The 19922-nt window shown below is 68.4% G+C and carries 13 protein-coding genes and 3 rRNA genes; 2 read left to right on the forward strand and 14 right to left on the reverse strand.

Annotated features, from left to right (window positions below; genetic code table 11):
* Nucleotides 1–4 precede the first annotated feature (4 nt).
* From AC3AQ1_RS03570 to AC3AQ1_RS03605, 8 genes are all read right to left on the reverse strand, one after another.
* Nucleotides 5–1108: a branched-chain amino acid aminotransferase gene (locus AC3AQ1_RS03570; RefSeq protein ID WP_108717846.1), complete on the reverse strand. Its 1104-nt coding sequence runs from the start codon at nucleotides 1106–1108 to the stop codon at nucleotides 5–7.
* Between the two features lie 105 nt (nucleotides 1109–1213).
* Nucleotides 1214–2263 carry a 3-isopropylmalate dehydrogenase gene (locus AC3AQ1_RS03575; RefSeq protein WP_108717847.1) on the reverse strand — a complete coding sequence of 350 codons (1050 nt, stop codon included), beginning with the start codon at nucleotides 2261–2263 and terminating at the stop codon, nucleotides 1214–1216.
* Nucleotides 2264–2365: 102 nt separating this feature from the next.
* Entirely contained in the window at nucleotides 2366–3079 is a 714-nt protein-coding gene (locus tag AC3AQ1_RS03580; RefSeq protein ID WP_108717848.1) for a hypothetical protein, read from the reverse strand.
* The gene (locus AC3AQ1_RS03585; RefSeq protein ID WP_108717849.1) at nucleotides 3076–3564 is read right to left on the reverse strand and encodes an ASCH domain-containing protein; all 489 of its coding nucleotides are present in this window, start codon (nucleotides 3562–3564) and stop codon (nucleotides 3076–3078) included. Before AC3AQ1_RS03585 ends, AC3AQ1_RS03580 begins: the two co-directional genes overlap by 4 nt.
* A 127-nt stretch (nucleotides 3565–3691) precedes the next feature.
* Nucleotides 3692–4720, reverse strand: coding sequence for a ketol-acid reductoisomerase (gene ilvC, locus AC3AQ1_RS03590; protein WP_108717850.1), 1029 nt, complete (start codon nucleotides 4718–4720; stop codon nucleotides 3692–3694).
* 33 nt (nucleotides 4721–4753) lie between these two features.
* A complete protein-coding gene (gene ilvN / locus AC3AQ1_RS03595; protein WP_108717851.1) occupies nucleotides 4754–5278 on the reverse strand; it encodes an acetolactate synthase small subunit in 525 nt (174 codons plus the stop codon).
* Between the two features lie 5 nt (nucleotides 5279–5283).
* Nucleotides 5284–7146, reverse strand: coding sequence for an acetolactate synthase large subunit (locus AC3AQ1_RS03600; RefSeq protein ID WP_108717852.1), 1863 nt, complete (start codon nucleotides 7144–7146; stop codon nucleotides 5284–5286).
* A gap of 292 nt (nucleotides 7147–7438) precedes the next feature.
* A complete protein-coding gene (locus tag AC3AQ1_RS03605; RefSeq protein WP_159096363.1) occupies nucleotides 7439–7930 on the reverse strand; it encodes a P-loop nucleotide/nucleoside kinase family protein in 492 nt (163 codons plus the stop codon).
* 66 nt (nucleotides 7931–7996) lie between these two features.
* On the opposite strand from AC3AQ1_RS03605, the gene AC3AQ1_RS03610 reads away from it, so the two are divergent.
* Both AC3AQ1_RS03610 and AC3AQ1_RS03615 read left to right on the forward strand, forming a co-directional pair.
* Nucleotides 7997–8470 (forward strand): winged helix DNA-binding domain-containing protein, encoded by a 474-nt coding sequence (locus AC3AQ1_RS03610; protein ID WP_234417736.1) that lies wholly within the window; start codon nucleotides 7997–7999, stop codon nucleotides 8468–8470.
* A gap of 15 nt (nucleotides 8471–8485) precedes the next feature.
* Nucleotides 8486–9085, forward strand: coding sequence for a DNA glycosylase AlkZ-like family protein (locus tag AC3AQ1_RS03615; RefSeq protein WP_234417737.1), 600 nt, complete (start codon nucleotides 8486–8488; stop codon nucleotides 9083–9085).
* A gap of 212 nt (nucleotides 9086–9297) precedes the next feature.
* Here AC3AQ1_RS03615 and rrf read toward each other — a convergent pair.
* The 6 genes from rrf to AC3AQ1_RS03645 form a co-directional block, all read right to left on the reverse strand.
* Nucleotides 9298–9415: ribosomal RNA gene (gene rrf / locus AC3AQ1_RS03620) — 5S ribosomal RNA — on the reverse strand.
* Between the two features lie 103 nt (nucleotides 9416–9518).
* Nucleotides 9519–12633, reverse strand: a 23S ribosomal RNA gene (locus tag AC3AQ1_RS03625).
* Nucleotides 12634–12948: 315 nt separating this feature from the next.
* Nucleotides 12949–14475: ribosomal RNA gene (locus tag AC3AQ1_RS03630) — 16S ribosomal RNA — on the reverse strand.
* Together the 16S, 23S and 5S rRNA genes form the textbook arrangement of a ribosomal RNA operon.
* An 843-nt stretch (nucleotides 14476–15318) precedes the next feature.
* Nucleotides 15319–17028: a dihydroxy-acid dehydratase gene (ilvD, locus tag AC3AQ1_RS03635; RefSeq protein ID WP_108717854.1), complete on the reverse strand. Its 1710-nt coding sequence runs from the start codon at nucleotides 17026–17028 to the stop codon at nucleotides 15319–15321.
* Nucleotides 17029–17164: 136 nt separating this feature from the next.
* A complete protein-coding gene (gene ilvD, locus AC3AQ1_RS03640; protein WP_108717855.1) occupies nucleotides 17165–19027 on the reverse strand; it encodes a dihydroxy-acid dehydratase in 1863 nt (620 codons plus the stop codon).
* A 132-nt stretch (nucleotides 19028–19159) separates the two neighbouring features.
* Entirely contained in the window at nucleotides 19160–19918 is a 759-nt protein-coding gene (locus AC3AQ1_RS03645; RefSeq protein WP_370445323.1) for a metal-dependent transcriptional regulator, read from the reverse strand.
* Nucleotides 19919–19922: the final 4 nt, after the last annotated feature.

Genomic DNA, 19922 nt, shown 5'->3' on the forward strand with positions numbered 1-19922 from the left:
GGCCTCAGACGAGCCGGGTGAGCCAGCCGTGGGAGTCCTCGCGACGGCCGTACTGGATGTCCGTGAGGGTGTTGAGGACGTCGAGCGTGGTGGGCCCCGCCTCGCCGTCGCCGAGGGTGAGGTCGAAGTCGCGACCCGCGAGCCGGCCGATCGGCGTGACGACCGCCGCGGTGCCGCACGCGAACATCTCCACCACGTCGCCGGACCGGATGCCCTCGACGACCTCCGCCAGCGGGATGTCCCGCTCCTGCGTCTGCAGGCCGCGCTCGTCGAGCAGCGTGAGGATCGAGGAGCGGGTGACGCCCTCGAGGATCGAGCCGGTCAGGCGCGGCGTGCTCGCGGTGCCGTCCTTGCTCACCACGAAGACGTTCATCCCGCCGAGCTCCTCGAGGTTCTCCCCCGTGGAGTCGGTGAACAGGATCTGGTCGAAGCCGCGCTCGGCCGCACGCTGCTGGGGCAGCAGGCTCGCGGCGTAGTTGCCGCCGCACTTGGCGTCCCCCGTGCCGCCCGGGTGGGCGCGGCTGTAGTCCTCGGTCACCCAGATGGAGACCGGCTTGACGCCCTTGGCGAAGTACGGGCCCACGGGCGAGGCGATGACGAGGAAGTCGACCACGCGCGCGCTCCGCACGCCGAGGAAAGCCTCGGACGCGAACATGAAGGGACGCAGGTAGAGCGAGGAGCCCGGCGTCGTGGGCACCCACTCGACGTCGGTGTGCACGAGCGTCCGGATCGCCTCGAGGAAGTCCGCCTCCGGCAGGACGGGCAGCGCGAGCCGCTTGGCGCTGCGCGCGAACCGGGCGGCGTTCGCCTCGGGCCGGAACGACCAGACGGAGCCGTCCGGGTGCGCGTACGCCTTCAGCCCCTCGAAGACCTCCTGCGCGTAGTGCAGGACGGCGGCGGCGGGGTCGAGCTGGAGCGGGCCGTAGGCCTCGACGCGCCGGTCGGACCAGCCGCCGTCGGCGGTCCACGTGGCACGCGCCATGTGGTCGGTGAACGCGGTACCGAACGACAGCGCGGCGAGGATCTCGCCACGCTCCGTCACGGTGCGCGGGTGAGAGGAGGGCCGCACCTCGAAGGAGGTGGCGGTCAGGGTCGGGGACGGGGTCACGGAAGCCTCCACGGTTCTGATGGGGATGAACCTACGCCAGGTACCTGGCGGGAGTCGCCCGGGGGCGGCTGCGCGGCGGGGCCACGCCGGGTCGCGCCAGGCGACTCAGCGGGCTACTCGCGCGGCCAGCGCGTCGCCGACCTGCGACGTCGTGCGCGGTGCGGACGAGCCGGCGCGCTCGGCGATGTCGGCCGCGACGGCGTCCTCGATGCGGGTGGCCTCGGCGTCCAGGCCGAGGTGGTGCAGCATGAGCGCGACCGACAGCACGGTGGCGGTGGGGTCGGCCTTCTGCTGGCCCGCGATGTCCGGCGCCGAGCCGTGCACGGGCTCGAACATCGAGGGGTACGCGCCGGTCGGGTTGATGTTCCCCGACGCGGCGAGGCCGATGCCGCCGGTCACGGCCGCGGCGAGGTCGGTGAGGATGTCGCCGAACAGGTTGTCGGTCACGATGACGTCGAACCGGGCCGGGTCGTTGACGAGGTAGATCGTGGCGGCGTCGACGTGCGCGTACGCGACCTCGACCTCGGGGAACTCCTGCGCGACCGCCTCGACCGTGCGACGCCACAGGTGGCCGGCGTGGACGAGCACGTTGTGCTTGTGCACGAGCGTGAGGTGCTTGCGGGGGCGCGCCTGGGCGCGGGCGAACGCGTCGCGCACCACGCGCTCGACGCCGTACGCCGTGTTCACGCTGACCTCGTTCGCGACCTCCGCGGGCGTGCCGACGCGGATGGCGCCGCCGTTGCCGACGTAGGGGCCCTCGGTGCCCTCGCGGACCACGACGAAGTCGATCTCGCCCGGGTTGCCCAGCGGCGTCGGCACGCCGGGGTACAGCTTGGAGGGACGCAGGTTGACGTAGTGGTCGAACGCGAACCGCAGCTTGAGGAGCAGACCGCGCTCGAGCACGCCGCTCGGGACGCCCGGGTCGCCGATCGCGCCGAGCAGGATCGCCTCGTGCTGCCCGATCGCCTCCAGGTCGGCGTCGGTGAGGGTCTCGCCGGTCTCGTGCCACCGCTTGGCGCCGAGCTCGTACGGCGTGGTGCGCACGGTCACGTCGCTCCCGGCCAGCACGGCGTCGAGCACCTTGAGGCCCTCGGCGACCACCTCCGGGCCGATCCCGTCGCCGGCGATCACAGCAAGGTCGAGCTCACGAGTCATGGCGGGGATGCTACGCCGTCATCCCAACGGGCGGACATGCCATCTCGCGATTCGGACGATCTCTTCGCGGACAGGGCGGCGTGCTCGCACCTGACGGCCGCGTCAGAGCACCGGCGTCAGCGCGAGCCCGGCGAGCACCGGAGCCAGGACCCAGCTGCCGACACCGACCCAGAACGACGCCAGCGTGCGTCGCCAGGTTGTGACGACCCGCGGCGGCAGCAGCCAGCCGAGCGCCGGGAGCTCCTCGACGTGATCGAGCACGGACTGGGGCACCCGGACGATCCGCCACATCGCGGCGAGCCGGCCGAGGAGGCGGACCCGACTGCCGGTGACCGTCCGGGTCAGGCGGGCGGCGGTGCCGACCGTCACCGTGGTGTGGCGCTGGAGCGACCACAGGTCCGCCACGAGCGCGCCGGGGTGCCGCACCGCTCGCGCGGTGCCGAGGGCCGAGCGGACGAACAGGGCGTGCACCGTCAGCGCACCGAGCCCGACGGCGAGCCCCACCACCATCGGCCACGTGCGCCAGGTCAGGGCGAGCCCCACGATGGCGACCGCCGGGGCCGCGGCCGCGAGCGCGACCAGGACCGCGGGGACGCGCAGCCAGTGCAGGATCGAGCCGATCCGGCTCAGGGCCTCGACGAGCTCGGCCTCCTCGGCCGGTCCGACCATCTGCTCCGTCGGGTCAGGGCCGTGCTCGGCCGCGTCGGCCGGCCGCTGGGCAGGGGCGACGTCGTCCCCGCCGCCGGAACCGGAGGCGAGCCCGTCCCAGGGCGCACGCGCCGCACCGGTGGGCTCGCCGTCGTGCCGTTCGCTCACGCGGGGTCCAGCACCTCGAACCGCTCGCACAGCACGACCATGTCCTCGTCGAACCGGTCGTCCCCCAGCACTCGGCGCCAGTAGCGCTCGCGCTCGCGACGCCAGCTCTCCAGCGAGCGGTCGTCCTCCCCCTCGGCCTCGGCGAAGGCCGGCGTCACGTCGCGGAAGGCCGTCTCGACGACGTCGGTGGTGCGCAGCAGCGCGCGCGGGTGCCCGGCGCCGTCGAGCGCGATCCACAGGTCACCGGCGGCCGGGGCCGCGTCGTCGGGGCCGAGCTCGGCCTGTGCCGTCGAGGTGGCCGTCTTCACGCCGTCGAGGACGAGCCGGAGGAGCTCGTCCGCGAGCTCGGGGGTGTCACCGAACCGGAACGCGGGCGGCGGGACCGCTGCGAGCGCGCCCGGCCCGAGCACCACCGGCAGCCGGCCGACCTTCGCCTTGGCCCGGACGGACTCCCAGTACGCCACGATCGCCTCGTCCTCACCCATCCCGCCATTCAACACGAGACGCGCGGCGGCAGTGCGCGCTGACGACGACGCGGCGCCGACCCGAAGGTCGACGCCGCGTCGTGGAACCGAGATCTCGCCGGATCGGCGAGATCGGCGGATCGCGGGATCAGCGCGAGGCGGAACCCTCGACGTAGTCCGTCTCGGCGTTCTTCTGCCACGAGAACATCTTGCGCAGCTCGCGGCCGGTGGCCTCGATCGGGTGCGCCTCGCCCTTCGCCCGCAGCTCCTTGAACTCCGGCGCGCCGGCGTCCTGGTCGGCGATGAAGCGCTCGGCGAACGCGCCGGACTGGATGTCGCCCAGGACGGCCTTCATGTTCTCCTTGACCTCGGGCGAGATGACGCGCGGGCCCGAGACGTAGTCGCCGTACTCGGCGGTGTCCGAGACGCTCCAGCGCTGCTTGGCGATGCCGCCCTCGACCATGAGGTCGACGATGAGCTTGAGCTCGTGCAGCACCTCGAAGTAGGCGACCTCGGGCTGGTAGCCGGCCTCGGTCAGCACCTCGAAGCCGTACTGCACGAGCTGCGACGCGCCGCCGCACAGGACGGCCTGCTCACCGAAGAGGTCCGTCTCGGTCTCCTCGGTGAAGGAGGTGCGGATGCCGCCGGCGCGAAGGCCGCCGATCGCCTTGGCGTAGGACAGCGCGAGCGGCCACGCCTCGCCCGAGGCGTCCTGCTCGACGGCGACGATCACCGGCACGCCGCGCCCGTCGACGTACTCGCGGCGCACGAGGTGGCCCGGGCCCTTGGGGGCGACCATGACGACGTCGAGGTCTGCGGACGGCTTGATGTAGTCGAACCGGATGTTGAAGCCGTGGCCGAACACGAGCGTCGCGCCCTCGTTGAGGTTCGGCTCGATGTCCTGGGCGTACAGCGTGCGCTGCACCTGGTCCGGCGCGAGGATGACGACGACGTCGGCCTCCTTGACGGCGTCGGCGACGGGCAGCACCCGCAGGCCCTGCTCCTCCGCCTTGGCCTGGGAGGCGCTGCCGGGACGCAGGCCGACGCGGACGTCGACACCCGAGTCGCGCAGGTTCAGCGAGTGCGCGTGCCCCTGGCTGCCGTAACCGATGACGGCGACCTTCTTGCTGGCGATGACGGACAGGTCGGCGTCGTCGTCGTAGAACAGCTCAGCCACGATGGGTTTCTCCTTGCGGTGGTGATGGGTGGATCAGGCCGAGCGCGCGATGCGCTCGAGCGCTCGGTCGCTCATGGAGCGGGGGCCACGGCCGATGGCGACCGTACCCGACTGGACGATCTCGCGGACGCCGTACGGCGCGAGCGAGGTGAGGAGGGCGTCGAGCTTCTCGGTGGTCCCGGTCGCCTCGACGGTCACCGCCTCGGGCGAGACGTCGACGACGTGCGCGCGGAACAGGTCCACGACCTGCAGCACCGCGGTGCGCGTGGCGTCGTCGGCCTTGACCTTGACGAGCAGCAGCTCGCGGTGGACCGAGGTCTTCTCCTCGAGCTCGACGATCTTGATGACGTTGACGAGCTTGTTGAGCTGCTTCGTCACCTGCTCCAGGGGCAGGGCGTCGACGTCGACCACGACCGTGATGCGCGAGACGTCACCGTGCTCGGTGGGTCCCACGGCGAGGGAGTGGATGTTGAAGGCGCGGCGCGCGAACAGCGCGGCGACCCTCGTGAGGACGCCCGGCTTGTTCTCGACGAGCACGGACAGGGTGTGGCGGCTCATGTCTCTCAGTCCTCCCGGTCCCAGCTCGGGGTGATTCCCCGGGCGTACTGGATCGCGTCGTTGCTCACGCCGGCGGCGACCATCGGCCACACCATCGCGTCGCGGCTCACGGTGAAGTCGACCACGACGGGGGCGTCGTCGATCGCGTTGGCCTGCTCGATCACGGCGTCCACGTCCTCCTCGCGCTCGCACCGCAGGCCCACGCAGCCGTACGCCTCGGCGAGCTTGACGAAGTCGGGGATGCGCCGGGTCTGGTGACCGGTGTTGAGCTCGGTGTGGGAGTACCGGCCCTCGTAGAAGAGGGTCTGCCACTGCCGCACCATGCCGAGCGAGGAGTTGTTCACGATCGCGACCTTGATCGGGATGTTCTCGATCGCGCAGGTGGCGAGCTCCTGGTTGGTCATCTGGAAGCAGCCGTCGCCGTCGATCGCCCAGACGATCCGGTCCGGCTGGCCGACCTTGGCGCCCATGGCGGCCGGCACGGCGTAGCCCATCGTGCCGAGGCCCCCGGAGTTGAGCCACGACCGCGGCCGCTCGTAGGAGATGAACTGCGCGGCCCACATCTGGTGCTGACCCACGCCGGCCACGTACACGGCCTCCGGCCCGGTCAGGGCGCCGATCCGCTGGATCACGTGCTGCGGCGCGAGCAGACCGTCGGCCGTCGCCGTGTAGCCGAGGGGGTAGGTCTCGCGCAGCGCGTCCAGCTGCTTCCACCAGCCCTCGAGGTCGGGCAGGCCGTGCTGCGCGTGCTCGTTCGCCAGCTCGGCGGTGAGCTCGGTGATCACCTCGAGGATGTCGCCCACGATCGGGACGTCCGCGCGGCGGTTCTTCGAGATCTCCGCCGGGTCGATGTCGGCGTGCACCACGGTCGCCAGCGGCGCGAAGCTGGACAGCTGTCCCGTCACCCGGTCGTCGAACCGTGCGCCGAGCGCCACCACGAGGTCGGCCCGCTGGAGCGCCGCGACGGCCGGCACCGTGCCGTGCATCCCGGGCATGCCCAGGTGCTGGGGGTGGGAGTCGGGCAGCGCGCCGCGCGCCATGAGCGTGGTCACGACGGCGGCGCCCGAGAGGTCGGTCAGCGCCCGCAGCGCCTCGCTCGCGTTCCCCCGGATGACGCCGCCACCCACGTAGAGCACCGGCCGACGGCTCGTCGCGAGCAGCCTCGCGGCCTCGCGCACCTGCTTGAGGTGCGGCTTGGTCGTCGGGTGATAGCCGGGCAGGTCGAGCTCGGTGGGCCAGCGGAAGGTCGTCTGCGCCTGCTGCGCGCTCTTGGCGACGTCGACGATCACCGGGCCGGGCCGACCCGTGCTCGCGATGTGGAAGGCCTCCGCGATCCGCGCGGGGATCTCGTCCGCGTCGGTGACCAGGAACGAGTGCTTGGTGACCGGCATCGTGATGCCGACGATGTCGGCCTCCTGGAACGCGTCGGTCCCGATCAGCGACGCCCCGACCTGACCCGTGATCGCCACCATCGGGATCGAGTCCATGTTGGCGTCCGCGAGGGCGGTCACGAGGTTGGTCGCTCCCGGGCCCGACGTCACGATGCACGCGCCGACCCGGCCCGTGGCGTGCGCGTAGCCCGACGCCGCGTGCCCCGCGCCCTGCTCGTGCCGGACGAGGATGTGCCGCAGCTTCGTCGAGTCGAGCAGCGGGTCGTAGGTCGGCAGGATCGCGCCGCCCGGGATGCCGAAGACGACGTCGGTGCCGGCGGCCTCGAGCGAGCGGACGATGCTCTGGGCCCCGGTCATCGGCTCCGGCGCTACCGACACGGCCGAGGGAACCGGCCGCGGCCGGGGAGCTGGGGTACGCGCGGGTGCGGCGGGCGCGCGGCCGGCCGCGGTCCCGGGACGCTTCGCAGTCGTCGACATCTCACTCCTTGGGTTGAACACACAAAAGCCCCTCGAACCGGTGATCGGCTCCAGGGGCGGCAGGTCGGTCGGTCGACGAGTCAGCCCCTGGCGGGGACGACTACGACGAGAAGCGCGATCTGCATGGCACCACCGTACCCCAGGGTGCGAGGTATCCCAACCCGTGGAATCACGGTCTCACTCCGCGGCCGCGCTTCGCCGCGCTCGGCCCGTGCCCGAGGTGGCAGGGTGCGCGCCGGTCGCCCGCGGCCACGCGGTCAGACTGCCGCGAAGGGCGGCGGCGTCCCTCTCGTCACGTCCCGCCCCGTCCGTTCGACTCGTCCCCGCGCACGACGGCGAGCGGCCCCTCCGCCGTCGTCGGCGGTTCGAACCCGGCCACCAGGGCGAGGGCGGCGTCGTGCTCGACCCGCCCGTCGTCCGACCCGGCGCTCCCGCGACCGGCGAGGCGACGGGCGGCCAGCTCGGCGTCCACGACGACGTACCGCACCTCCGGCGTCACCCCCGTCGGCTCGAGCAGCGACCGGTACTGCGCCCGCAGCGCTCGGGTCGCGAACGGCGCATCGACGACGACGTCGCGGCCCGCCCGCACCAGCTCGAGGAGTGCAGCGCGCTGCTCGCGCTCGAGCTCCTGCGCGAGGTCGGGCGAGACGGGGAACGTGCGGACACCGCGGCGCCAGGCGGCCTCGTCGGTGGACAGGCGCACCCAGCCCTCCGAGACCAGGGTCCGCGCCACCGTCGACTTGCCCGCACCCGAGATCCCGCACATCAGCACGACACGTGGCACGCGGGCCACGCTATCCGCTGCTCGCCACGGGGGGACGCCAGGGCGCAGACGGCCGAGGTGGAGCGGATGAGCCGGACCCAGGCACGCCGCGTCGCGGTGCGGGCGCAGCTGCTCGACCTGCCGCGACCCGTCGACATCCTCGAGGTGGTGCGCACGGTCGGCCACCTGCAGGTCGACCTCACGGCCGCCGTCGCGCCGAGCGCCGAGCTCGTGCTCTGGTCGCGGCTCGGAGCGGAGGGCTCGGACGCGCGCACGCTGGAGGACGCCGTCGGAGACGGCTCGCTCGTCGAGATCGCCGGCATGCTGCGGCCCGTCGAGGACGTCGCGCTCTATCGCGCCGAGATGGCGGCGTGGCGCGACGGCGTTCCGCTCGAGCCGTGGCAGGCGGGGCCGCAGCGGTGGATCGCGGCGAACGACGCGGCGCGACACGACGTGCTCGAGCTGCTTCGCGCCGAGGGCCCCCTCCCCGCCCAGGCCATCCCGGACACCACCGCCGTGCCCTGGCGCTCGACGGGATGGACGAACGGGAAGAACGTCTAGAAGCTCCTGGAAATCATGGCCGCGCGCGGCGAGGTCGCCGTCGCGAGCCGGGAGGGCCGCGAGCGGAACTGGGACCTCTCCTCGCGCGTGTGGGTTGACGACCCGGAACGGGCACCCGACCTCGAGGCCGCTCGGGCCGAGCGCGACCGCCGCGCACTCGCCGCCCTGGGGCTGCGACGGACCACGGCGAAGCACCCCGCACCCGTCGGCGCCGTCGCCGTGGCGATCGACGGCGCGGCCGGCACCTGGTGCGTCCATCCCGAACGATGGGAGCAGCGCGACACGTCATTCCGGGGGCGGTCCGCGCTGCTCTCGCCGCTGGATCGACTCGTGTTCGACCGCAGGCGCCTGCTCGAGCTCTTCGAGTTCGAGTACCAGCTCGAGATGTACAAGCCGGCCGCGCAACGTCGCTGGGGGTACTGGGCCATGCCCGTGCTCGTGGGCGACCGGATGCTCGCACGGGTGGACGCCAACGCCGAGCCCGATCGCGGCGTCCTGCGCCTCGACGCAATCCACGGCGACGACGCTTTCGACAACGACGCCGAGCAGGCAACCCTCCGCGAACTCGACGACCTCGCCCGCTACCTCGGGCTCGTGCTCGACGACGCGCGCTGACCCGGCGTTCGGGCATGGCGAAGCCCCCCACGCGGAGCCGTCTGGGTACGACGTAGCCCCGCACGTCGTGGCGCCGGGGGCTTCGTGGTTGCGATACGTGGGGCCGCCTGGGTACGACGAAGCCCCCGCACGCCGTGGCGCCGGGGGCTTCGTGATTGCGATGTGTTGAAGCCCCCGGTCACTGGTGTGGCCGGGGGCTTCAACGAATGGGTGTTCGGCGGTGTCCTACTCTCCCACCCCGTCTCCGGGGCAGTACCATCGGCGCTGAGGGGCTTAGCTTCCGGGTTCGGAATGGGTCCGGGCGTTTCCCGCCTCGCTATGGCCGCCGTAACTCGTGTGAACTTGTCAACACACGCTGCCCCACATTTTGGGTGTGTGTTGGTGGTTCGGGAACCGCACAGTGGACGCGCACAAAATTTGTGTCTTTGTTGTTGTGGTGAAGTGGTCGGCTTATTAGTACCGGTCAGCTGCACAGGTCTTTCGTCCCTGCTTCCACTTCCGGCCTATCACCCAGTGGTCTACTGGGAGCCTCTCCACCCTCAAGGGGTGATGGAAACCTCATCTTGAAGCAGGCTTCCCGCTTAGATGCTTTCAGCGGTTATCCCTTCCCAACGTAGCTAACCAGCAGTGCTCCTGGCGGAACAACTGGCACACCAGAGGTTGGTCCGTCCCGGTCCTCTCGTACTAAGGACAGCCCTTCTCAAGTTTCCTGCGCGCGCAGCGGATAGGGACCGAACTGTCTCACGACGTTCTAAACCCAGCTCGCGTGCCGCTTTAATGGGCGAACAGCCCAACCCTTGGGACCGACTCCAGCCCCAGGATGCGACGAGCCGACATCGAGGTGCCAAACCATGCCGTCGATATGGACTCTTGGGCAAGATCAGCCTGTTATCCCCGGGGTACCTTTTATCCGATGAGCGACGGCGCTTCCACAAGCCACCGCCGGATCACTAGTCCCGACTTTCGTCCCTGTTCGACCTGTCGGTCTCACAGTCAAGCTCCCTTGTGCACTTACACTCGACACCTGATTGCCAACCAGGCTGAGGGAACCTTTGGGCGCCTCCGTTACATTTTGGGAGGCAACCGCCCCAGTTAAACTACCCACCAGGCACTGTCCCTGGTCCGGATCACGGACCGAAGTTAGATGTCCAAAGCGACCAGAGTGGTATTTCAAGGACGACTCCACCCCTACTGGCGTAAGGGCTTCACAGTCTCCCACCTATCCTACACAAGCCGCTCCGAACACCAATACCAAGCTATAGTAAAGGTCCCGGGGTCTTTCCGTCCTGCTGCGCGTAACGAGCATCTTTACTCGTAGTGCAATTTCGCCGAGTTCGCGGTTGAGACAGCGGAGAAGTCGTTACGCCATTCGTGCAGGTCGGAACTTACCCGACAAGGAATTTCGCTACCTTAGGATGGTTATAGTTACCACCGCCGTTTACTGGGGCTTAAATTCTGAGCTTCGCGCATGTGCGCTGACCCGTCCTCTTAACCTTCCAGCACCGGGCAGGCGTCAGTCCGTATACATCGTCTTGCGACTTCGCACGGACCTGTGTTTTTAGTAAACAGTCGCTTCTCCCTGGTCTCTGCGGCCCTTGCCCGCTCACCCCAGCTGGTGGGGATCACGGTCCGGGCCCCCCTTCTCCCGAAGTTACGGGGGCATTTTGCCGAGTTCCTTAACCACGATTCTCTCGAACGCCTTGGTATTCTCTACCTGACCACCTGAGTCGGTTTAGGGTACGGGCGGCTAGTCCCTCGCGTCGAGGCTTTTCTTGGCACCATAGGATCACCATATTCCCGCGTTCGCGGTCACCATCACCTCTCAGCCACGTGACAGGCGGATTTGCCTACCTGTCGGCCTACGGGCTTGGAAGGAGTCAACCATCGCTCCAACTGGCTACCTTCATGCGTCACCCCTGTTAACACGCTTACCTACTACCAGTGTCGGTCCCACGCACCCACACCCCGGTGCCACCCGAAGGTGACGATGAGGTACGGGTAGATGGTTAGTACCACCGATTCGGTATGGGCGGTCCTTCGCCGGTACGGGAATATCAACCCGTTGTCCATCGACTACGCCTGTCGGCCTCGCCTTAGGTCCCGACTTACCCAGGGCGGATTAACCTGGCCCTGGAACCCTTGGTCATTCGGCGGACGGGTTTCTCACCCGTCTTTCGCTACTCATGCCTGCATTCTCACTCGTGTAGGCTCCACCACTGGATCACTCCGCAGCTTCACTGCCCACACGACGCTCCCCTACCCATGCACGCCCCTGGACCACGAAGGCCTGGATCAATGCGCGCATGCCACAGCTTCGGCGGTGTGCTTGAGCCCCGCTACATTGTCGGCGCGGAATCACTTGACCAGTGAGCTATTACGCACTCTTTCAAGGGTGGCTGCTTCTAAGCCAACCTCCTGGTTGTCTGGGCAACTCCACATCCTTTCCCACTTAGCACACGCTTAGGGGCCTTAGCTGGTGGTCTGGGCTGTTTCCCTCTCGACTACGAAGCTTATCCCCCGCAGTCTCACTGCTGCGCTTGGCTTACCGGCATTCGGAGTTTGGCTGACGTCAGTGACCTGGTAGGGCCCATCGGCCATCCAGTAGCTCTACCTCCGGCAAGGAACACGCAACGCTGCACCTATATGCATTTCGGGGAGAACCAGCTATCACGAAGTTTGATTGGCCTTTCACCCCTACCCACAGGTCATCCCCCAGGTTTTCAACCCTGGTGGGTTCGGTCCTCCACACGGTCTTACCCGCGCTTCAACCTGCCCATGGGTAGATCACTTCGCTTCGGGTCTAGAGCACGCGACTGTATCGCCCTGTTCGGACTCGCTTTCGCTACGGCTTCCCCACACGGGTTAACCTCGCCACGCACCACTAACTCGCAGGCTCATTCTTCAAAAGGCACGCCGTCACCCCAACCAAGGAGGCTCCGACGGATTGTAGGCAAACGGTTTCAGGTACTATTTCACTCCCCTCCCGGGGTACTTTTCACCTTTCCCTCACGGTACTTGTCCGCTATCGGTCATCAGGTAGTATTTAGGCTTAGCAAGTGGTCTTGCCAGATTCACACGGGATTTCACGGGCCCCGTGCTACTCGGGAACACTTCCAGGAGGCCATGCCGTTTCGTCTACGGGGGTCTCACCCTCTACGCCCACCCATTCAAGAGTGCTCGACTACGACACGACTTTCTCACTCCTCCTCCACTGCGGCAGCATGGATAGGAAGGTCCCACAACCCCGCATACGCAACCCCTGCCGGGTATCACACGCACACGGTTTAGCCTGATCCGCTTTCGCTCGCCACTACTCACGGAATATCTCTTCCTGCCGGTACTGAGATGTTTCACTTCCCGGCGTTCCCTCCACACACCCTATATATTCAGGTGCGGGTCGCACGACATGACTCGTACGGGGTTTCCCCATTCGGACACCCTCGGATCACAGCTCGTTTGCCAACTCCCCGAGGCTTATCGCAGGCTACCACGTCCTTCTTCGGCTCCTGATGCCAAGGCATCCACCGTTTGCCCTTAAACACTTGACCACAAAAGATCAAAGATGCTCGCGTCCACTGTGCAGTTCTCAAACAACCAACCCCACCCACCACCCCCAACCACACCCCACAGGGCGAAGCAGCAGGCAGCAGAGGCAACCAGACACAACAACCAGCACAAGACCAGTGTGTTGTCTCAGGACCCAACAGTGTGCGTGACCGTGACGTTCCACCCAAAAACGAAGCACCAGGCACCCCACCCCCACCACAACGATGAAGGCTTCGACCCACACACCCCACCACCCCCACCCCCACCAACAGGCAGGAGAACAGGGACCAGTACGGGGCGTGAACAATGCTCCTTAGAAAGGAGGTGATCCAGCCGCACCTTCCGGTACGGCTACCTTGTTACGACTTAGTCCTAATCGCCGATCCCACCTTCGACAGCTCCCCCCACAAGGGTTGGGCCACTGGCTTCGGGTGTTACCGACTTTCATGACTTGACGGGCGGTGTGTACAAGGCCCGAGAACGTATTCACCGCAGCAATGCTGATCTGCGATTACTAGCGACTCCGACTTCATGGGGTCGAGTTGCAGACCCCAATCCGAACTGAGACCGGCTTTATGGGATTCGCTCCACCTCACAGTATCGCAACCCTTTGTACCGGCCATTGTAGCATGCGTGAAGCCCAAGACATAAGGGGCATGATGATTTGACGTCATCCCCACCTTCCTCCGAGTTGACCCCGGCAGTCTCCTATGAGTCCCCACCATCACGTGCTGGCAACATAGGACGAGGGTTGCGCTCGTTGCGGGACTTAACCCAACATCTCACGACACGAGCTGACGACAACCATGCACCACCTGTGCACGAGTGTCCAAAGAGACCACCATCTCTGGTGGCTTCCCGTGCATGTCAAGCCTTGGTAAGGTTCTTCGCGTTGCATCGAATTAATCCGCATGCTCCGCCGCTTGTGCGGGCCCCCGTCAATTCCTTTGAGTTTTAGCCTTGCGGCCGTACTCCCCAGGCGGGGCACTTAATGCGTTTGCTACGGCGCGGAACCCGTGGAATGGACCCCACACCTAGTGCCCAACGTTTACGGCATGGACTACCAGGGTATCTAATCCTGTTCGCTCCCCATGCTTTCGCTCCTCAGCGTCAGTTACGGCCCAGAGACCCGCCTTCGCCACCGGTGTTCCTCCTGATATCTGCGCATTCCACCGCTACACCAGGAATTCCAGTCTCCCCTACCGCACTCTAGTCTGCCCGTACCCACTGCACGCCCCAGGTTGAGCCTGAGGATTTCACAGCAGACGCGACAAACCGCCTACGAGCTCTTTACGCCCAATAATTCCGGACAACGCTTGCGCCCTACGTATTACCGCGGCTGCTGGCACGTAGTTAGCCGGCGCTTCTTCTGCAGGTACCGTCACCGCGAGCGGCTTCTTCCCTGCTGAAAGAGGTTTACAACCCGAAGGCCGTCATCCCTCACGCGGCGTCGCTGCATCAGGCTTTCGCCCATTGTGCAATATTCCCCACTGCTGCCTCCCGTAGGAGTCTGGGCCGTGTCTCAGTCCCAGTGTGGCCGGTCACCCTCTCAGGCCGGCTACCCGTCAAAGCCTTGGTAGGCCATCACCCCACCAACAAGCTGATAGGCCGCGAGCCCATCCCAGACCAGAAACCCTTTACAACCCCCACCATGCAGCAGGAGATGGATATCCAATATTAGCCCCGGTTTCCCGGAGTTATCCCAGAGTCTGGGGCAGGTTACTCACGTGTTACTCACCCGTTCGCCACTAATCAAACCAGCAAGCTGGTCATCATCGTTCGACTTGCATGTGTAAAGCACGCCGCCAGCGTTCGTCCTGAGCCAGGATCAAACTCTCCGTCAAAAACAAACCCCACCACCACACCCACACCCCAGAGAGCACAAGCAGACAGCAGAGTATGAACCATACGAAGAAAACCCTGACCCACCCACCCCCAGCCCATCAGAAACGAGGAACCAACAAACCAGGAAGTGAGAAGATCAAACAAAACACCACAACCACCACACCCAACCCCACCCCCAAAAGAGGCAAGACCAGAACATGGAAGCCATGGCAATGGCATCACAATCACAAACACACTGTTGAGTTCTCAAACAACACACCACACCAGCCACACCAACCCACCAGGGCCAGCACCACCGGGGCAACCTCTCCAACTTACACCCTGCGAAGCTCGTCCGTCAAACCGACCGGATCGCTCTTCTGTGGATGTGCCCGCTTCAGCGACGCGCACTCGAAGTGCGCTGCTCGTGGGGGCCACCCGTGGGACCGGCCCGCGTCTCGCGGTCCGTTTCTCCCGTCCGGGTGTGAAGAAGAGATTACGGGAGGATGTCGGATCGGGCAAATTGGCGGAACCATGCGGATCGCGCCGAGCCCGGGAGTACCGACAGCGGCCCGTCGAGGGCCCGTCGAGCGCGACTTTCCGGCGTCCTGCCGCCGATCCTCTGCTGGCGTCGAGTCACTGCGCCCGTACCCGCGCTGCCGAGCGCAAGGGTGAAGGCCTTCTGTGGCCTGCGTCACGGCCTTGGCGGCTCGCCGTCGAGCAGCCAGCCGTGCGTCACCGCCTTGGCGGCTCGCCGTCGAGCAGCCAGCCGTGCGTCACCGCAGTCAGCCGCGCTTCACCGCCGCGCCGGCACGGCGTCGGGCGGCCGTCGTCGGCTCGTTGCCACGGCGCTCGCCGTCGGGTCAGCCGAGGATGGCGCCCTTGGAGGCGGACTGGACGAGCTTCGCGTACTTGGCGAGGACGCCGCGCGTGTAGCGCGGCGGCAGGGGCGCCCACCCGACGGCGCGCTCGGCGAGCTCCTCCTCGGGCACGAGGAGGTCCAAGGTCTTGTTCGCGACGTCGAGCCGGATCCGGTCGCCGTCGCGCACGTAGGCGATCGGTCCGCCGTCGACGGCCTCCGGCGCCACGTGGCCCACACACAGGCCCGTCGTCCCGCCCGAGAACCGACCGTCCGTCAGCAGCAGGACGGTCTTGCCCAGGCCGGCGCCCTTGATCGCCCCCGTGATGGCGAGCATCTCGCGCATCCCCGGACCGCCCTTGGGGCCCTCGTACCGGATCACCACGACGTCGCCGTCGGTGATCGTGCCGTCCTCGAGCGCGTCGAGCGCCGCGCGCTCCCGGTCGAACACCCGAGCGGTACCCACGAAGACGTCCTCGTCGAAGCCCGCCGACTTCACCACCGCCCCCTCGGGGGCCAGCGAGCCGTGCAGGATCGTGATGCCGCCCGTGTGGTGGATCGGGTCGTCCATCGCCCGCAGGATCTTGCCGTCCGGGTCCGGCGGCGCGATCGAGGCGAGGTTCTCGGCCACCGTGGCCCCGGTGACCGTGAGGCAGTCCCCGTGCAGGAGGCCGGCGTCCAGCAGGGCCTTCATGATCACCGGGACGCCACCGATCCGGTCGACGTCGTTCATCACGTACCGGCCGAACGGCTTGAGGTCGCCCAGGTGCGGCACGCGCGAGGCGACGCGGTCGAAGTCGGCCAGCGTGAGCTCGACCTCCGCCTCGTGCGCGATCGCCAGCAGGTGCAGCACCGCGTTGGTGGACCCACCGAACGCCATCACGACGGCGATGGCGTTCTCGAAGGCCTCCTTCGTCATGATGTCGCGTGCGGTGATACCGCGGCGCAGGAGCTCGACCACCGCCTCGCCCGACCGGTGGGCGTAGGTGTCCCGGCGGCGGTCCGGGGACGGCGGCGCCGCCGACCCGGGGATCGACATCCCGATCGCCTCGGCGACCGAGGCCATCGTGTTGGCCGTGTACATGCCGCCGCACGCACCCTCACCGGGGCAGATCGCCCGCTCGATCCGGTCGACGTCCTCGCGGCTCATGAGTCCGCGCGCGCACGCGCCGACCGCCTCGAACGCGTCGATGATCGTGACGTCCTTCTCGGTGCCGTCGGACAGCTTCACCCAGCCTGGCATGATCGAGCCGGCGTACAGGAACACCGAGGCGAGATCGAGCCGGGCGGCGGCCATGAGCATCCCCGGGAGCGACTTGTCGCAGCCCGCGAGCAGCACCGAGCCGTCCAGCCGCTCGGCCATCATCACGGTCTCGACCGAGTCGGCGATGACGTCCCGGCTCACGAGCGAGAAGTGCATCCCCTCGTGGCCCATCGAGATGCCGTCCGACACCGAGATCGTGCCGAACTCCAGCGGGTAGCCGCCCGCCGCGTGGACGCCCTGCTTCACGGCCTGTGCCAGGCGCTGCAGCGAGAGGTTGCACGGCGTGATCTCGTTCCACGAGCTCGCGACGCCGATCTGCGGCTTCGCGAAGTCCTCGTCGCCGAGCCCGACGGCGCGCAGCATGCCTCGAGCGGCCGTCGCCTCCAACCCGTCGGTGACCTGGCGCGAGCGCGGCTTGATGTCGATGTCGGAGGCGTCGGTGGCCGTCATGGCCTCACTCTAGGAGCCTCGTCCTCCCCCGATGCCGTACGCGACGCCGCACGCGACGCGACGAGCCGCGCGGGCGGGCTCCCGCGCGTGCCGCGCGCGCCGGCACCGCCGAGGGTGCGCCTCGCCGTCGTGCGGGTCAGCCGCGGCGGATGAGCGACAGGTCGCGCACCGCACCCCGGTCGGCCGACGTCGCCATCGCCGCGTAGGCCTGCAGCGCGCGCGAGACGTACCGTTCGCGCGTCAGTGGCTGCCACGGCCGCTCCGACGCCTCCATCTTGGCGCGGCGCTCGGCGAGCACCTGCTCGGCGACGTTGACCTGGATGAGCCGGCGCTCGACGTCGATCTCGATCTCGTCGCCGTCCTGGACCAGGCCGATCGTGCCGCCCGCGGCCGCCTCCGGGGACACGTGCCCCACCGAGATCCCCGACGAGCCACCCGAGAAGCGGCCGTCCGTGAGCAGCGCGCAGACCTTGCCCAGGCCGCGGCCCTTGAGGAACGACGTGGGGTAGAGCATCTCCTGCATGCCGGGACCGCCCGCGGGGCCCTCGTAGCGCACGACGACGACGTGACCGGGCTGGATCTGCTTGGCGAGGATCTTCTCCACCGCCTCCTCCTGCGACTCGCACACCACCGCCGTGCCGACGAAGTGGAAGACGTCGGGGTCGATGCCGGCGGTCTTGATCACGGCGCCGTCCTCGGCGAGGTTCCCGCGCAGCACCGCGAGCCCGCCCTCGACGGTGTAGGCGTGCTCGACGTCGCGGATGCAGCCGTTCGCGGCGTCCGTGTCGAGCGACTCCCAGCGGTTCGCCGTCGAGAACGCCTGCGTGGTGCGCACGCCCCCGGGAGCCGCGTGGAAGAGCGCGGCGGCCCGCTCCGTGGCCTTCCCGCCGCGGACGTCCCAGTCGTCCAGCCACGCCCGCAGGGTGGGGGTGTGCACGGACGTCACGTCGTGGTCCAGGAGCCCGGCCCGGTCCAGCTCGCCGAGCAGCGCGGGGATCCCGCCCGCGCGGTGCACGTCCTCCATGTGGAAGCTCGGGTGGTTCGGCGCGACCTTGGCCAGGCACGGCACCCGCCGGCTGAGCGCGTCGATGTCCGCGAGCGTGAAGTCGATCTCGGCCTCCTGCGCCGCGGCGAGGATGTGCAGCACCGTGTTGGTGGACCCGCCCATCGCGACGTCGAGCGCCATGGCGTTGGTGAACGCGGCGCGGGTCGCGATCGAGCGCGGCGCCACGGCGTCGTCCTCGTCGTCGTAGTACCGGCGCGCGAGCTCGACGATCGTGCGGCCCGCGTCGAGGAACAGGTCACGGCGCGCCTCGTGCGTCGCGAGCGTCGAGCCGTTGCCGGGCAGCGACAGCCCGAGCGCCTCGGTGAGGCAGTTCATCGAGTTCGCGGTGAACATGCCCGAGCACGAGCCGCACGTCGGGCATGCGCTCTCCTCGACCTTGGCGAGGGCGGCGTCGCTCACGCCGTCGTCGGCCGAGTAGTTGATCGCGTTGACCAGGTTGAGCGGGGTCTGTGCCACGCCGTCGACCACCACCGCCTTGCCTGCCTCCATCGGGCCGCCCGAGACGAAGATCGTCGGGATGTTGAGGCGCAACGCCGCGTTGAGCATGCCCGGGGTGATCTTGTCGCAGTTCGAGATGCACACGAGGGCGTCCGCGCAGTGCGCGTTCACCATGTACTCGACGGAGTCGGCGATGAGGTCGCGGCTCGGCAGGGAGTACAGCATCCCGCCGTGACCCATCGCGATGCCGTCGTCGACGGCGATCGTGTTGAACTCCTTCGACACCCCGCCGGCCTCGCGGATCGCGGAAGCCACCAGGTCGCCCATGTCCTTGAGGTGCACGTGGCCCGGGACGAACTGCGTGTAGGAGTTCGCGATCGCGACGATCGGCTTGCCGAAGTCCTCCGAGCCCATCCCCGTCGCGCGCCAGAGGGCGCGGGCGCCGGCCATGTTGCGGCCGTGGGTCGAGGTCGCCGAGCGCAGCGGACGGCTCATCGCGGGTGTCTCCTTGCAGCGTGCGGGGGGTGCGGACGGTGCGGGAAACGCGTCCCACGACCGCGTCGCACGCTACGCCTGCGTTCCGCCATGTGGGCGGTTCGGGCCGCATGATGAGACCACGGGGGTCCGTCAGCCGGGCACGACCCAGACGGCGCGCAGCGCCGGGAGCCCGAACGCGGCGCCTCGCTCGGCCACGTCGCCGTGCGGCACGGTCGCCAGCTCGAGCAGCGCGGAGGCCTCGTCGCGCAGGGCCACGAGTACGTGCGTGCCGGGCACGACCCCCTCCTTGGCGAGGCGCTGGAGGAGCTCGGGCTCGGCGTCGGACACGCGCGTGACCACCCCGCACGCCCCGGCGTCGAGCTCGCTCACCTGCCGCGCCTCGGGGATGGTGATCTCGCCGTCGGCGGTCGGGATGGGGTCGCCGTGCGGGTCGTGCGTGGGGTGACCCAGGTGCTCGTCGATGCGCGCGACGAGGAGGTCGGACATCGCGTGCTCGAGCACCTCGGCCTCGTCGTGCACCTCGTCCCAGCCGTAGCCGAAGGTCCGCACGAGCAGCGTCTCGACGAGGCGGTGGCGGCGCACCACGGCCAGCGCCGCGAGCCGGCCCGCGTCGGTGAGGGCGACCTGCCCGTAGCGCGCGTGGTCGATCAGCCCGGCCTCGGCCAGCCGCCGCACGCCCTCGCTCGCGGTCCCCGCGGTGACGCCGAGGCGCTGCGCGAGCTGCTTGACCGACAGCGGGGCGCCCGACCACTCCCCCGCGTTCCAGACCGTCTTGAGGTAGTCCTGCGCGACGGCGGACAGCGGCGGGCTCACGCCGCCGGTCACGTCGCCCGCAGCGCTGTCCCCCCTGCTGACCGAACCGTTGCCCGCCCCCGCGTCGGCGGCCACCGGG

The sequence above is a fragment of the Miniimonas sp. S16 genome (assembly GCF_057748195.1).